Consider the following 14,771-nt stretch of genomic DNA (forward strand, 5'->3'; position numbering starts at 1 on the left):
CTCGGCCAGTAAATTAATACAGCCGGTGCACACACACGAGAGCGGAACAGTCAGGCGGAATAAGCCCGACCGTTCACAGCGTCCTCGCTGTGTTTTATTTCAAAGGAACCTCGTCCCAGCAGATGCTGGAGACGGGGTATCAACATATCTGGCGTTGATTTTTGGCACGCTGTTGAGTTCTCAAGGAACGGACGCTTCCTTTGTACTCACCCTCTCGGGCTTTCCTCCGGGCTTTCCCTTCGGTCTTGCTGTCTTGCGTTTCCGACTCTATCAGACCGTTTCCGGTTCCGATTTCCTCGGTGCTTTCCAGGTTCCCGCTTCCGCGTTTCCCTTTCCGGCGAGTCCGACTCTATCAGATCCTTTCGGGCCTGATTCCCAGTCAGTGGGGTTTGCCTTCGCGGCTGTTGGGCCGTTCCGACGTCCCAAACCTTAGCGGATCTGCTCGGCAGTTCCCAATCGGGTCTGTCGAACCCAAATCGAATTGAATTCGGGCACGCCGAATTCACCCCGAGTGGGAGATCGTGCTGGTTGGTTTGGGTGCCGCTCGAAGCGGCGGAGGTGCTGTCGCAGAACCGTTAAGGCTCCGTGGCAACCCGAAGAACTTTACGGATCGCGGGGTGGACTGTCAAGCCTCCCCCGGGTGGCCCGCGGTCAAACCTTGGGCACCCCTCAACCGTACGGCCTCAGTCGAGGTCGGTGAGGCGGCCGCCGGCGTCCGGCTGGGCGTGCTCGACGCGGCGGAGGAGGCGGGTCAGGACCTCACCCAGGACCGTGCGTTCGAGAGGAGAGAGGTCCTGGAGGAGGTCCTCCTCGAAGACCGAGGCGAGGCGCATGGCCTCCAGCCACTTCTCGCGGCCCTCGGGGTTCAGCTCGACGATGACGCGTACGCGGTTGGTCTCGTCGCGTTCTCTCGTCACCAGGCCCTCGGCGACCATGCGGTCGATGCGGTGGGTCATGGCGGCCGGCGTGAGGCCGAGCCGCTTCGCGAGTTCGCTCGGGCCCATGCGGTACGGGGCACCGGAGAGGACGAGGGCTTTGAGGACCTCCCACTCGGCGTTGCTGATGCCGAGTGCCGAGGTCTGCCGGCCGTAGGCGACGTTCATACGGCGGTTGAGGCGGGAGAGCGCCGAGACGATCTTCTCGACCTGGGGGTCGAGGTCCTGGAACTCGCGCTGGTAGGCGGCGATCTGCTCTTCGAGTGTCGGCTCGGCGCCGCCGGAGGTGCCTGGGGTGTCGCCCATGGGGCGAAGTATGGCACGAGACCGCTTGGCATCGAAGTCCTTGGGCATGTACTGTTTAGGTTCTAAGTTTTAGCTTCGAAGTCTTCACTGCTAACGCTTGAGCGTTCCGGTACGGCGCGGCGGTGTGGGCTTCCTCTACCTAGGCAGGTGAACGTGACCAGGGGGATGGGCGCAGCGATGCGCCGGATTCACGTGGGTAACGCGCTCGGCGCGTTCGGACTCGGCTTCACGGTCCCGTATCTGTACGTCTATGTGGCGCAGGTGCGGGATCTCGGTGCGACGACGGCGGGGCTCGTGCTGGCGGTCTTCGCCGTGGCCGCACTGGTGGTGCTGCCCTTCGCCGGGCGGGCCATAGTCCGGCGTGGACCGCTTCCGGTGCTGCTCACCGCCCTGGTCACCGCAGCCGTCGGATCGCTGAGCCTGGGGCTGGCCTCTACCGCGACCACCGTGCTGTTGTCGGCGGCGGCGCTCGGGGCGGGGCAGGCCGTGACGCAGCCGGCGCTCGCGACGATGATCGTCGACTGTTCCCGTGCGGAGAACCGGTCCCGGGCCTTCGCCACACAGTTCTTCCTGCAGAACCTCGGGCTCGGGGTCGGCGGGCTGATAGGCGGGCATCTCGTGGATGCCAGCCGCGCGGGCTCCTTCGTCCTGCTGTTCTCCATACAGGCGGCGATGTTCCTGGTGCTCGTGGGCGTGATGGCGACCGTGCGGATGCCGCGGGCGCCGAAGGTCGAGGGTGTGCCGGGCGGGGCGGCGGCCAAGGGGAGCTGGAAGCGGCTGCTCGGCGATCGGGCCATGGTGCAGCTGTGTGTGCTCGGATTCGTGTTGTTCTTCGCCTGCTACGGGCAGTTCGAGTCGGGGCTCAGTGCGTACGGGGTGGAGGCGGCCGGGATATCGACGTCCGCGCTCGGTACGGCGCTGGCCGCGAACACCGCGGTGATCGTGGTCGCACAGTTCGCCGTGCTGCGGTTCGTGGAGCGGCGCCGGCGGTCTCGGGTGATCGCCGCCGTGGGGCTGATCTGGGCCGTCGCGTGGGGGGTGGCCGGGTTCGCCGGGCTGGGGCAGACGAGCGAGACCATGGCGACGGCGGCGTTCGTGTCGACGTACGCGCTGTTCGGGCTCGGGGAGGCGATGCTGTCGCCGACCGTCGCGCCGTTGGTGGCCGATCTGGCGCCGGTGGGGATGGCGGGGCAGTACAACTCCGCGTTCGCGCTGGTGAAGCAGCTCGCGCTGGCGGTCGGGCCGGCGGTGGGCGGGCCCATGGGGGCGTCGCTGCACGCCCCGTACATCGTGACGTTCCTGCTGTTCTCGCTGGGCATCAGCGTGCTGGCGCTGCGGCTCGGGCGGCGGCTCACGGGCGTGCAGGATCAGCCCGCGCTGGTCGGCAGCCGGGTGGTCGCCAGGGGCGGGGCCGCCGCGGATCCCGCGGTGGCCCGGGCCTGAGGTGCCGGGGAGGGGAGGCGGTGGGGAGGCCTCCCCTCAGGCGGTGCGGGCACGGAACGCTCAGGACGAAGCCGGAGATCTGGAAGGCGAGGACCACGGTGGGTATCACGGCGATCAGCAGTCCGAGGAAGGTGCTCACCGCGATGAGGACGGCGTGCTGGCACAGCAGGACCTGGCGGGCCCAGCGCGGAGGGATGCTCAGGGCGATCAGCCGGGCGAGATAGCGGCGGAGGATGCGGGTCTGGCTGCGGGTGGCGGCCAGTACGGCGGCGAGGGCCAGGAACACCAGGCCCACGGCGGTGGCCAGGCCGGCGAGCAGGTTCAGCAGGGTCGACTTGCCGGAGCCGCTGGCGCCGTAGATGCGCACGAACTCCCCCGCGCGGGCGGTGAAGTCCACGTCCCTCGCGGCCCAGACGGTCTCGGCCGCGGAGTGGTAGGCCTTGCACAGTCCGCTCGTCCGGACGAGCGGTGCGCCAGCGGCTGTCGTCAATTCAGCACCCGTTCCTCGTACGCCACGACGTGATCTCGTCGCTGTTCCACGGCGCGACGTTGTCGCCGGAGCCGTTGGAGTGCTCGGCCATGCAGCCGGTGTGGGTGGCCGAGCGGTTGGCCCAGGAGTCCATCTCGTCGTTGGAGCCGTGGCCGCGCTCGCCGATCAGCGAGTGGAAGTCGTTGGGAGCACCGTCCGTCACCGCTGTACCCCGACTCGCGGGGGAGCCCCGATTCCCTTCCACCCGGCAGGGGAGTTGACGCCGTGCGTGATCCTCGTATGGGTGCTGAGCGCTCGACGGACCCGCCGGGGTCGTGCTCTGCGAACAGCTCACCGGACGCGGAGCGGGCGTCGGCCGAGGAGCGGGTCTCCTCGCTCACCCCGCGGGAGGAGGAGATCCTCGCGCTCGTCGGAGACGGACTGCCCAACCGGGAGATCGCCGTCTCCGGCGCATCTACGGCAAGCTCGGCGTCGAGACCCGCCTCCACGCGGCCCGGGTCGCCTGGCACGCGGCGGTCGACGCCCCCCGCCGGCCGGTGTCCGAGTCGGTGTGACGGCCCCAGGCCTGCACCCACACACCCCGCTCGCCCGCTCCTACGTCGTCCTCCGCGGCAGGGCGAACTCGCACCAGACCGCCTTGCCGCCGCCGGGGGCCCGGCGGCTGCCCCAGTTGGAGGCGATGGTGGCGATGATGGCGATGCCGCGGCCGGACTCGTCGGCGGGGTCGGCCCGGCGGCGGCGGGGGAGGTGGTCGTTGCCGTCGGTGACCTCGACGATCAGGCGGCGGTCGGTGCGGCGCAGGCGCAGCCGCATGGGTGGGGTGCCGTGCTGGAGGGAGTTGGCGACGAGTTCGCTGGCGGCCAGGACGCCCAGGTCGTGCAGTTCCGGTGGGAAGCGCCAGCTGCTGAGGACGCCGGAGGCGAAGGCGCGGGCGCGGGGGGCCGCTTCCACGCCGCCGAGGAGTTCCAGGGCGGCGTTGCGGAACAGTTCGCTGTCGGCGCCGACGCGGGCCGGGTGCTGGAGGACGAGGACGGCGACGTCGTCGTCGTGGTCGGCGGTGACGCCCGTCGAGCGGACGAGCCGGTCGCAGACGACCTGCGGGGTGCCCGTGGCACCGGCCAGGGCGCGTTCCAGGGCGGCGATGCCCTCGTCCAGGTCCTCGTTGCGGCGCTCCACCAGGCCGTCGGTGTAGAAGACGGCGGTGGAGCCGGGGCCGAGGGGGATCGAGCCGGAGGCGTGGGTCCAGCCGCCGGTGCCGAGCGGGGGGCCGGTGGGTTCGTCGGCGCGCAGGACGGTGCCGCTCTCGTCGCGGACGAGGATGGGGAGGTGGCCGGCGGAGGAGTAGACGAGGCGGCCTTCGTTGGGGTCGTGGACGGCGTAGGCGCAGGTGGCGATCTGGTTGGGGTCGATCTCCGTGGCCAGGCCGTCGAGGAGTTGGAGGACCTCGTGCGGGGGGAGGTCCAGGCGGGCGTAGGCGCGGACGGCCGTACGGAGCTGGCCCATGACGGCGGCGGCGCGGACGCCGCGGCCCATGACGTCGCCGATGACGAGGGCGGTGCGGCCGCCGCCGAGGGTGATGACGTCGTACCAGTCGCCGCCGACGGCGGTCTCGGTGCCGCCGGGGTGGTAGACGGCGGCGATGCGCAGGTCGTCGGGCTGTTCCAGTTCCTGCGGGAGCAGGGAGCGCTGGAGGGTGACGGCGGTCTCGCGCTGGCGGCGCTCGCTGGCGCGCAGGCGTTCGGCGGCCTCGGCGTGGTCGGTGACGTCGGCGGCGAAGATCAGCACGCCACCGCCGGTGCCGGCACCGGTGCCACTCTGCTCGGCCGTCTCCGGCGCGTTGGGGGTGTTCGGGGTGTTCGGTACGTCGACGGGGGTGCAGGTGATCGTGTAGCTGCGGCCGCCGGGGGCCTTGCGGGACTTGACCGTGCGGGGTCTGGAGCTGCGCAGGACCTGGTCGAGGAGCGGGAGGAGGCCGAGGGCGTCCAGCTCGGGCAGGGCCTCGCGGGCGGGTTCGCCGAGGGGGCGGACGCCGAAGGCCGCGACATAGGCGTCGTTGACGTAGGCCGTGCGGTGGTCGGAGCCGTGGACGAGGGCGACGAGGGCCGGGATGCGGTCGAGGATCTCGCGGGTGGGGAGGTCGTCGACGGCGGGCACGGTCGGGGGGTCGTCCGGGGGGTCGTCGGTCTGCCGTTCGGCACGGGCCGCGGGCACGGAGCCGTCTCCCCGCCGGTCCGGGGTGACCGTGTGTTCGGTCCGCGCTGCGGCGCGGCGCTGCGTACCGGGGAGCCGGGCGCTCCAGCGCGTGAAGTTCACCGAATCCTTGCCTCGTGCCTCGTGTTGTCGTCTGTGGCCGGCTCCGGATCCGGCCGGTGGCCCGGGGGGGTGCCCCGCCCGAGATCATGGAACACGTCGCGGACCAGTCTGGCCGACCGGACCGACATCCGTCAGACGTCGGCCTGAACGGTTGAGTTCCTGGATCCGGTCAGGACGACCCCTTCGGGTTCTCAGGAGGCTTTCCACCGGCCGCGAGTTCGAACTCCGCACGGGGATGTTCGAGTGATCCGAGCGAGACGATCTCCCGTTTGAAGAGCCCGGAGAGGGTCCATTCGGCGAGGACGCGGGCCTTGCGGTTGAAGGTCGGCACCCGGCTCAGATGGTAGACGCGGTGCATGAACCAGGCGGGGTAGCCCCGCAGCTTCCGCCCGTAGACATGGGCGACGCCCTTGTGCAGGCCCAGCGAGGCGACCGAGCCGACGTACTTGTGGGAGTAGGTCTCCAGCTGCTCGCCGCGCACGGAGTGGGCGATGTTGTCGCCGAGGATGCGGGCCTGGCGTACGGCGTGCTGGGCGTTGGGGGCGGTCTCCCTGCCGGGTTCGGCGGTGACGTCGGGCACGGCGGCGGCGTCACCGGCGGCCCAGGCGTGCGCGACGCCCTCCACGGTCAGCTCGGCGGTGCACTTCAGCCGGCCCCGCTCGTTCAGCGGGAGGTCGGTGGCGGCGAGGATCGGGTGCGGTTTGACCCCGGCCGTCCAGACGACCGTACGGGTCGGGAAGCGGGCGCCGTCGCTGAGGACGGCGACGCGGTCGGCGCACGATTCGAGGCGGGTGTGCAGGCGTACGTCGATGTTGCGGCGGCGCAGCTGGGTGACCGTGTAGCGGCCCATCTCCTCGCCGACCTCGGGGAGGATGCGGTCGGAGGCCTCCACGAGGATCCACTTCATGTCCTCGGGCTTCACGTTGTGGTAGTACCGCGCGGTGTAGCGGGCCATGTCCTCCAGCTCGCCGAGCGCCTCCACGCCCGCGTAGCCGCCGCCCACGAAGACGAAGGTCAGGGCGGCGTCGCGGATCGCGGGGTCGCGGGTGGAGGAGGCGATGTCCATCTGCTCGATGACGTGGTTGCGCAGGCCGATGGCCTCTTCGACGGTCTTGAAGCCGATGGCGTGCTCCGCGAGCCCGGGGATGGGCAGGGTCCGCGAGACCGAGCCGGGGGCGAGCACCAGTTCGTCGTACGTCAGCTGCTCGGGCTCGGTGCCCTCCTCCTCGGTGGCGAGGGTGTCGAGGGTCGCGATGCGTTTGGCGTGGTTGATCGCGGTGGCCTCGCCGATGACGACCTTGCAGCGGTCCAGGACGCGGCGCAGCGGCACGACGACATGGCGGGGCGAGATGGAGCCCGCCGCGGCCTCCGGAAGGAAGGGTTGATACGTCATATAAGGGTCGGGGGACACGACGACGATCTCGACGTCGCCGCGTCCGAGTTCCGGTTTCAGCTGTCGCTGCAGGCGCAGCGCTGTGTACAGCCCGACGTATCCGCCGCCGACGATAAGGATGCGCATCGGTTCCTTCACCATCCCATGACGCACCTTGCTCGTTGGTTTGTCCACAGGCCCGGCAATTTGTGTGACCGGTCGCCGTGGGGGCGCGGGGTTGGCCGATTTACCGGCGTGTGCGGCAGGTGCGCAGGTCAGATGGTGTGAGACCGGTGGCAGGAGGGGGCGCAAACCGGACGTAAACCGCCCGTACTCTGATCGGGGGGTGCTCCGTGCGGAACGTGCCCCTTCTGAATTGACTCCCTCTCAACTATGTTCGTGTGTCGACGGGGTGTAGGGGGGATGCGTTCAAGAGGTTCGGTCGGCCTGAGGCCGGATCGGGTCTCCGACGAAGGTGATCGGTGACCGCCGAGGACCTTGGACGCTCGTTCCGCCGCTCCGGCTTCCGATGACGGGGAGAGTCTCCGGGGGGAGACGTCATTACCGGGGGAACACGTATGCATATTCAGGAGTCTCATTGGTCGTCCGCGTCCACGATCGCACCCGGCGGTGCGATCGGCTCGGCGGGCGGCAACGGACGCGGTGACGGGGTGCGGTCCACTCCGCTCCGCGTGGACGCACAGCGCAACCTCGAGCACGTGCTGCGCGCGGCGCGCGAGGTCTTCGGCGAGCTGGGGTACGGCGCGCCGATGGAGGATGTGGCCCGCCGCGCGCGGGTCGGTGTCGGCACGGTGTACCGGCGCTTCCCGAGCAAGGACGTCCTGGTCCGCCGGATAGCCGAGGAGGAGACGTCTCGGCTCACCGAACAGGCCAGGGTGGCGCTCGGGCAGGAGGAGGATCCGTGGCAGGCGCTGTCGCGGTTCCTTCGGACCTCGGTGGCCTCGGGTGCCGGGCGGTTGCTGCCGCCGCAGGTGTTGCGGGTCGGGGTCGCGGACGACGTGGCCGGGGCCGGCGGGATCGGTGCCGGCGGGATCGGTGCCGGCGGGATCGGTGCGGTCGTCGTGGACGAGGCGCGGGTGCCGGCGCAGCGGGTGCAGCCGGGGGCCGAGCTTCGGCTGGTGTCGGCGGACTCGGGTGTGGCTGGTGTCTCCGGGGCCGGTGGTCTCGGTGGGCCGGTGGACGATGCCGGGGCTTCGGCGCTGCTTGAGGTTGTGGGGCAGTTGGTGGAGCGGGCTCGGGCGGCCGGGGAGCTGCGGGAGGATGTGACCGTGGCGGATGTGTTGCTGGTGATCGCCACGGGGGCGCCGGCCTTGCCGGATGCGGCGCAGCAGGCTGCCGCGTCGGCTCGGTTGCTGGACATTCTGTTGGAGGGGTTGCGGTCTCGGCCTGCCTGATGGTGGGTGGGTGACGGGCTGTCTCTTCGGGGCGGTGTGGGGTGGGTTTTTCGCCCCCGCCGCCCTTACCCGTTCCCCTCCCCAGGGGCGCTGCCCCTTCGACCCCGAGGGGGTGCGTGGTCGGGTGCGTTGTCGGGTGCGGGTGGGTGGGGGTTCTCGCGCAGTTCCCCGCGCCCCCAAAAGACGGGTGGTTGCCCGCGCTGCTGAAAGACGCGCGGTTCCTCGCGCTGCCGAAAGACGGGTGGTTTCCGCGCGCTGCCAAGAGGCGCGCGGTTCCTCGCGGCCGAAAAACGGGTGGCTTCCCCGCGCTGCCAGGAGACGCGCAGTTCCTCGCGGCCGAAAAACGGGTGGCTTCCCCGCGCTGCCAAGAGACGCGCAGTTCCTCGCGGCCCTGACAGATGCGCGGCTCCCCGCGCTCCTGACAGATGCGCGGCTCCCCGCGCTCCTGACAGACGCGCGGCCCCCGCGCGCCTGACAGAGCCGTGGCTCCCGCGCGTCTAACAGATGTGTGGCTCCCCGCACCTCTGATGGGGCGCGGTTCCGTGGGTGGGTTGCTCGTATGGGTGAACGGGTGGCGGGTGGTGTGGGAAGTGCGCTCGGACGGGTGGTATGCCCATCGTGCTGGGGGCTGAACAAAAGCCAATATGGCACTCTGCCTGGTGTTGGGGACTGGGTCGGCTGGCGGCGGGGGCTTCCGCGATGGGGTTTGACGGGCGGGACGAGTCGAGGTCGGAGCCGGGGGCGGAGGCGGAGCCTCAGGTGCCCAGCCAAGGGGGGCGGGGGGTGCCGGCGCAGTGGGACCGGTTCGACTCCGGGGTGCTGCCGCCGCGCGCACCCGCCGACGCCGATCTGATCGCGTGGATGCGGTCGGGGGACGACTCCGCGTACGAGGAGCTGTACCGGCGGCACGCCGAGGCCGTACGCCGGTACGCGCGGACCTGCTGCCGGGACGCCCACACCGCCGACGACCTGACCGCCGAGGTCTTCGCCCGGATGTTGCAGGCGGTACGGGGCGGCTCCGGGCCGCAGCACACCGTACGGGCCTATCTGCTCACCTCCGTGCGCCGGGTCGCCGCCGGCTGGACCAGCTCCGCGAAGCGGGAGCAGCTGGTCGACGACTTCGCGGTGTTCGCGGCGCAGGCGGCGCGCGGGGCCGAGACGTCGGACACGGACACGCTCGAACTCGGCGCCGATGTGCGGGCGATGCACGAGGCCGAGCAGTCGATGGCGATGCGGGCCTTCCGTTCCCTGCCGGAGCGGTGGCAGGCCGTGCTCTGGCACACGGAGGTCGAGGACGAGTCGCCGAGCGAGGTCGCCACGCTGTTCGGACTGGACGCCAACGGCACCCGCGTGCTGGCCAGCCGGGCCCGGGAGGGGCTCAAACAGGCGTATCTGCAGGCCCATGTGAGCGCGGCGCTCGCCGGGAACTCGGCGGAGTGCGGGCGGTACGCCGACCGGCTCGGCGCGTACGCCCGGGGCAGCCTGCGCACGCGGGCCGAGCGGGGGCTGCGCGCGCATCTGGAGGAGTGCGCGGCGTGCCGGCTGGCCGCCGGGCAGATCAAGGAGGTCGCGAGCGGGATCCCGGCCGTCGTACCGGTCGCGGTCATCGGCTGGTTCGGCGCGGCCGGGTACGCGAAGGTGGCCGCGCTCGTCGCCAGTGGCGCGGGGGCCGGGGCGGCCGGCGCCGCGGGCGCGGCCGCCGCGGCGAGCGGGGGTTCCGGCGGCACGGGTGCGGCGAGCGGAAGTTCCGGCAGCGCGGGCTCGGGCGGTGGGGCCGCCGCGGAGGGGCTGGGGGCGCCGGCGAAGGTCGGGATCGCGGTGAGTGTGGCCGGGATGGTCGCCGCGGCGGTGGCGCTCGCGCTGGCCAACGACGACGTGGAGCCCAAGGAACCGCTGGCCAGGCCGTCCACCTCACGGTCCGTCGAGGCACCGCCGGAGGCGGAGCCGGATCCGTCGGCGCCGCCGGAGGAGCCCGCGCCCGGCGCGCCCGCCGCGGTGGTGCCGGTGGCCGAGGCGCTGCCGACACCGAGCCCCTCGCCCTCACCCTCGCGGGCCGAGCCGCCGGCGCCGTCCGCGCCACCCACGCCGACTCCCAAGCCCAAGCCGACGCCGACCCCAACCCCGACTCCCGCGCCGCCGAAGCCGTCGCCGACACTGCCGGCCCCGACGCCCCCTCCCCCGCCCGCGCCGCCGGCCGTCTATCAGTGGAACGAGCTGCGGTACGGCGTCCTCGGCGACGGCACCGAGCCCGAGATGCGGCTCGGGGAGAGCAGTTGGGTCTGGCAGCGGTACGGGATGGCGATCGCCGGGAAGCGGTACGCGAACGGGGTGACCGTGCACGGCCTCTCCTCCGTGACCATCGACCTCAACCGCCGGTGCGGCTCGTACGACGCGCTCGTCGGCGTGGACGATCTGACGCACGGTCTCGGCGAGGTCTACTTCTCCGTCTACGGCGACGGGGTGCGGCTGTGGAAGTCCGGGCTGGTGCGGGGTGGGGATCCGGCGCTCCCGGTGCGGGTGGACCTCAGCGGGCGGGAGACGGTACGGCTGGTCGTCGAGCCGCACGGGCCCCACGCGCTGCCGGTGCTGGCGGACTGGGCGGAGTCGCGGTTCAGCTGCGCGTGAGGGGTGACTTCAGGGCGTCCGACAGGTCGGCCACGGCGTCGGACGGGGTGTAGGCCGCGCCGAGGGTCCCTTCGGCCTCGTAACGGGTGGGGCCCAGGGCGGCGAGCGCGGCGGTCTCCGCGTGCTCGGCGTCGTGTTCGGCGGGGAGCGGGAGCGGGCGGGGGTGCTCGCCGCGCCAGGAGGTGCCGGCGGCGAGGAGGCGTACCGCGCGGGCGTGGTCGCCGAGGGCGGACAGTACGGTCGCGGCGCTGTCGGCCATCGCCGCCGTCACGGTCTCCGCGCACTGGTTGTCCACGGCGGTGCGGAAGGCCTCGGTCAGTCTGCGCAGACCGGCCTCCGGGCCGGACTCGGCGGTCGTGAGCAGGCCGTCGACCAGGTCCAGGAACGCCCGGTGCTGGGGCGGGGGTGTGCCCCGGAGGGTCTCCTCGGCGGACAGCCGCCACAGCTCGCGGGCGTGGGCGATCTCGCCGTCGACCAGCTCCATATGGGCGCGCAGGAGCCAGACGAACGCGCGGGAGTCCGGGGCGCCGAAACGTTCGGCCGCCGCCGTGGCCTCGTCCAGCGCGGTCAGGGCGGCCTCACGGTCGCCCAGGCGGTAGGCGATCTCGCCGAGGCGGGCGATCAGGAACGGGGCCTCGGCGTTCGCGCCCACCTCGTACGCGAGGCGCAGGGCCTCCTCGTACTCGCCCCTGGCCTCCGCCTGACTCCCCCGGGCCATCGCGGCCTCGCCGGCCGCGCTGCGGACCTGGGCGCGCATCCAGCGGTCGCCCACGCGGTCGGCGATCGTACGGAGTTCGGCGAGGTCGTCCTCGACGCCGCGCATGTTGCCGGAGGAGTCGACGAGCATGTGGGTGCGGAGCATCAGGGTGAAGCCGACCTCCCAGTCGCCGCCGTGTGCACGGCAGTTGGCGACCGCCTCGTCCATAAGCGCGCGGAGGTCGACCGAGACGGCGCCGTCCAGGACGTACGCGGTCAGCGGCCAGACCAGGCCGGGGAAGCGGGCGGCGGCCGGGCCGGTGTGGCCGGACCGCTGCTTCAGGCGGGCCACGTACGCGCGGGCCATCGGGTCGTCCGGTACGCCGATGGGGCCGGACTCGGCGGCCAGGGCGAGGTGGAGGAGGCGCAGGGCGATGCGTTGGCTGTGGCGGGGGTGGGGGGTGGCAGCGGAGGCGGGCTCCGGCTCCGGCTCGGGCTCGGGCTCGGCCAGGAAGGCGGCGATGTGGTCGGTGGAGGAGGGCTGAGCCGTGGTGGTGCCGGCCGGGGCCGTGGCGAGGGTCAGGATCCGGTCGACCCAGCGGATGCCCTCGTGGCGGAAGTTGCGGAGCCACCAGAACCAGCCCATGGAGAGGGCGAGTTCGGTGGCGGCGGGTTCGTCGGCGGCGGCCAGGGCGCGGTGGAGGGCCGCCCGGATGTTGTCCAGGTCGGTCTCCAGGCGGTGGATCCAGGGGAGTTGCTCGGCCGAGCGGAGGCGGGGGTCGGCCTCGGCGAGGAGCGCCAGGATCCAGGCGCGGTGGCGGAGTTCGGCCGCCGCGCGGAGCGCCGGGAGCTCCGCGGCGCGCTCGGCCGCGTACTCGTGGATCGTCTCCAGCATGCGGTACCGCATGACATGGCCGTCGTGCCGGGAGGCTTCGGCGACGATCAGAGACTTGTCGACGAGGGCACCGAGGGTGTCGGCCGTGGATGCGGGGGCGGGGGCGGGGGCGGCACCGAGGCCGGGGGCCGGACCGGGACCCGAACCATGGCCCAGGCCGGGGCCGGGGCCGGGGGCGAGGCCGGAGCCAGGGGCCGGACCGGGACCCAGGCCGGGGCCGGAGCCGTGCACGGGGCCGGGACCGGAGCCGGAGCCGAGGCCGGGACCGAGGTCGGGACCGGGGCCGAGGCCGGAGCCGGGGCCGAGGCCGGAGCCGGGGCCGGGGCCGGGGCCGGGACCGGGGGCGAGGCCGGAGCCGGAGCCGAGGGCCGGACCGGAACCCAGGCCGGGAGCCGTACCAGGACCCGAACCATGGCCCAGGCCCAGGCCGGGGCCCAGGCCGGGGCCCAGGCCGGAGCCGGAGCCGAGGCCGGGGCCGGGACCGGGACCGGGACCGGGGCCGGGAGCGGGGGCGAGGCCGGGGTCGGCGCCGAGGTTGGAGGTCGGGTCGGGGGCAGGTGCTGGGGCTGATCCCGTGCAGACGGTCTCCGCTGCCTCCAGGTCCCAGCCGCCGGCGAAGACCGAGACCTCGCGGAGAAGTGTGCGTTCCCGCTCGTCCAGCAGGTCCCAGGACCAGTCGACGACCGCTCGCAGGGTCTGCTGGCGGGGCAGGGCCGTGCGGCTGCCCGTGGTGAGGAGGCGGAAGCGGTCGTCGAGGCGGTCGGCGATCTGGCGTGGGGTGAGCAGGCGCAGCCGGGCGGCGGCCAGTTCGATGGCCAGGGGGAGCCCGTCGAGGCGGTGGCAGATCTCGTCCACCGCCCCGGGGTCGGCGCGCAGCACGGCCTCCGCGTCGGGCCGTACGGACGCGGCGCGCTCGGCGAAGAGGCGGTGGGCCGGGGCCGGGAGGAGGGGTTCCACCGGGCGTACGGACTCGCCGGGCACGCCCAGGGGTTCGCGGCTGGTGGCGAGGATCGTGAGGCCGGGGCAGTGGGTCAGGAGCGTCTCCGCCAGCTCGGCGGCCGCGTCGATCACGTGTTCGCAGTTGTCCAGGATCAGGAGCAGGTCCCGGCGGGCGCAGTGCTCCACGAGGAGGCCGAGGGGGTCGTCCTGCGACACCGCCGTCTCCTTGGTGAACAGGGCCGTCTCGCGCAGCCCGAGGGCGCTGACCACGGCGCCCGGCACCGCTTCCGGCCGGTCGAGCGGGGCGAGTTCCGCCAGCCATGCCCGGGGGTGGGTGAGGGCGGCCTCCTCGGCGAGGCGGGTCTTCCCGGAGCCGCCGGGGCCGGTGAGGGTGAGGAGCCGGGCCGTGCGCAGATCGCCGCGGATGGCTTCGAGTTCGCGCGTACGGCCCACGAAGGAGGTCAGGCGGGGGCGGATGTTGCCGGTCCGGGGGTGAGGGGTCGGGGCGTCGTTCGAACGAGGACGGCTCTCCTCCTGGGCGGAGTGCCCGGTTCCGGGGGCGAGCAGGGTCGCGTGGAGCGTGCGCAGGGTCGGGCCGGGGTCCGTGCCCAGGGTGTCCCGCAGCGATCGGCGTATCGCCTCGTAGGCCGTCAGGGCCTCCGCCGTACGGCCCGCCGCGTGCAGGGCCCGGATGAGGAGGGCGTGCAGCGGCTCGTCGTAGGGGTTGGCCCCGGTGAGTTCCCGGAGTTCCGGTACGAGATCGGGGGCGTCGCCGCGTCGCAGGTCCGCCTCGATCCTGGTGCGGGTCGCCTCGGCGTGGAGGGCGTCGGGGCGGGCGGCGGCGGTGCGGTCGGGGAGGTCGGCCAGGGCCGGGCCGCGCCAGAGCGCCAGGGCCTCGCGGGCGGTGGTGGCGGCGGTGGCCGGGTCGCCGTGGGCGAGAGCCGCCTTGGCGTCCTTCAGCAGCTGCTCGAAGGCAAAGAGGTCCACGGCGGTGGAGGCGGTGATCAGACGGTAGGCGCCGGGTTCCGAGGCGATGACCTCGGCGCCGAGGACCCGGCGCAGACGGGCGACGAGGGCCTGGAGCGCGGCGGGGGCGTCCGCGGGCGGGGAGGCCGACCAGATGTCGTCGATGAGGGTGGGGACGGGGACGGGCCGGCCGGGGCGGAGGGCCAGGGCGGTGAGGAGCGCGCGGAGCCGGGGGCCGCCGATGGGGACACGGGCGCCCTGGTCGTTCTCTGCTCGGGCCGTCCCCAGGATCGCGTAGCGCACCGGATCATTGTCGCCGGGCCGGGTGGAGGTGGCGGGGCTTTTCTCGCGCCCACCACCGCCCACCACCGCCTCA

The 14,771-nt window shown here is 72.8% G+C and carries 9 protein-coding genes; 3 read left to right on the forward strand and 6 right to left on the reverse strand.

Features of this window, described 5'->3' with window-relative positions; all coding sequences use genetic code 11:
• Window positions 1-683: 683 nt before the first annotated feature.
• Complete coding sequence (locus tag ACZ7MG_RS33590) at window positions 684-1,241, reverse strand: MarR family winged helix-turn-helix transcriptional regulator (RefSeq protein WP_471382925.1); 558 nt, start codon at window positions 1,239-1,241, stop codon at window positions 684-686.
• Window positions 1,242-1,406: 165 nt separating this feature from the next.
• Between ACZ7MG_RS33590 and ACZ7MG_RS33595 the strand changes: the two genes are divergently transcribed.
• Window positions 1,407-2,684, forward strand: coding sequence for an MFS transporter (locus tag ACZ7MG_RS33595; RefSeq protein WP_471382923.1), 1,278 nt, complete (start codon window positions 1,407-1,409; stop codon window positions 2,682-2,684).
• On the opposite strand, the gene ACZ7MG_RS33600 is transcribed toward ACZ7MG_RS33595, so the two are convergent.
• The 4 genes from ACZ7MG_RS33600 to ACZ7MG_RS33615 all read right to left on the reverse strand — a co-directional run bounded on the left by ACZ7MG_RS33600 (window position 2,593) and on the right by ACZ7MG_RS33615 (window position 7,021).
• Window positions 2,593-3,174 (reverse strand): ATP-binding cassette domain-containing protein, encoded by a 582-nt coding sequence (locus ACZ7MG_RS33600; RefSeq protein ID WP_471382921.1) that lies wholly within the window; start codon window positions 3,172-3,174, stop codon window positions 2,593-2,595. The two genes, ACZ7MG_RS33595 and ACZ7MG_RS33600, sit on opposite strands and share 92 nt — an antisense overlap.
• Before the next feature lies 1 nt (window position 3,175).
• Complete coding sequence (locus ACZ7MG_RS33605; protein WP_471382919.1) at window positions 3,176-3,376, reverse strand: hypothetical protein; 201 nt, start codon at window positions 3,374-3,376, stop codon at window positions 3,176-3,178.
• Between the two features lie 392 nt (window positions 3,377-3,768).
• Window positions 3,769-5,487 carry an ATP-binding SpoIIE family protein phosphatase gene (locus tag ACZ7MG_RS33610; protein ID WP_471382918.1) on the reverse strand — a complete coding sequence of 573 codons (1,719 nt, stop codon included), beginning with the start codon at window positions 5,485-5,487 and terminating at the stop codon, window positions 3,769-3,771.
• 169 nt (window positions 5,488-5,656) lie between these two features.
• The gene (locus ACZ7MG_RS33615) at window positions 5,657-7,021 is read right to left on the reverse strand and encodes an NAD(P)/FAD-dependent oxidoreductase (protein ID WP_471382916.1); all 1,365 of its coding nucleotides are present in this window, start codon (window positions 7,019-7,021) and stop codon (window positions 5,657-5,659) included.
• 416 nt (window positions 7,022-7,437) lie between these two features.
• Between ACZ7MG_RS33615 and ACZ7MG_RS33620 the strand changes: the two genes are divergently transcribed.
• Window positions 7,438-8,274 carry a TetR/AcrR family transcriptional regulator gene (locus ACZ7MG_RS33620; protein ID WP_471382914.1) on the forward strand — a complete coding sequence of 279 codons (837 nt, stop codon included), beginning with the start codon at window positions 7,438-7,440 and terminating at the stop codon, window positions 8,272-8,274.
• Window positions 8,275-8,973: 699 nt separating this feature from the next.
• Window positions 8,974-10,899: a sigma-70 family RNA polymerase sigma factor gene (locus tag ACZ7MG_RS33625; protein ID WP_471382912.1), complete on the forward strand. Its 1,926-nt coding sequence runs from the start codon at window positions 8,974-8,976 to the stop codon at window positions 10,897-10,899.
• Here the strand turns inward: ACZ7MG_RS33625 and ACZ7MG_RS33630 are convergent.
• Window positions 10,886-14,698, reverse strand: a complete 3,813-nt coding sequence (locus tag ACZ7MG_RS33630; RefSeq protein ID WP_471382910.1) for an AfsR/SARP family transcriptional regulator — start codon at window positions 14,696-14,698, stop codon at window positions 10,886-10,888. The genes ACZ7MG_RS33625 and ACZ7MG_RS33630 overlap by 14 nt on opposite strands.
• Between the last annotated feature and the right edge of the window lie 73 nt (window positions 14,699-14,771).

Source organism: Streptomyces sp. NPDC107538 (assembly GCF_055657445.1).

Coding starts and splice junctions, on each gene's coding strand:
- ACZ7MG_RS33620 (WP_471382914.1), top strand. CDS start 7,438: ATGCATATTCAGGAGTCTCATTGGTCGTCCGCGTCCACGATCGCACCC.
- ACZ7MG_RS33590 (WP_471382925.1), bottom strand. CDS start 1,241: ATGGGCGACACCCCAGGCACCTCCGGCGGCGCCGAGCCGACACTCGAA.
- ACZ7MG_RS33595 (WP_471382923.1), top strand. CDS start 1,407: ATGGGCGCAGCGATGCGCCGGATTCACGTGGGTAACGCGCTCGGCGCG.
- ACZ7MG_RS33615 (WP_471382916.1), bottom strand. CDS start 7,021: ATGGTGAAGGAACCGATGCGCATCCTTATCGTCGGCGGCGGATACGTC.
- ACZ7MG_RS33625 (WP_471382912.1), top strand. CDS start 8,974: ATGGGGTTTGACGGGCGGGACGAGTCGAGGTCGGAGCCGGGGGCGGAG.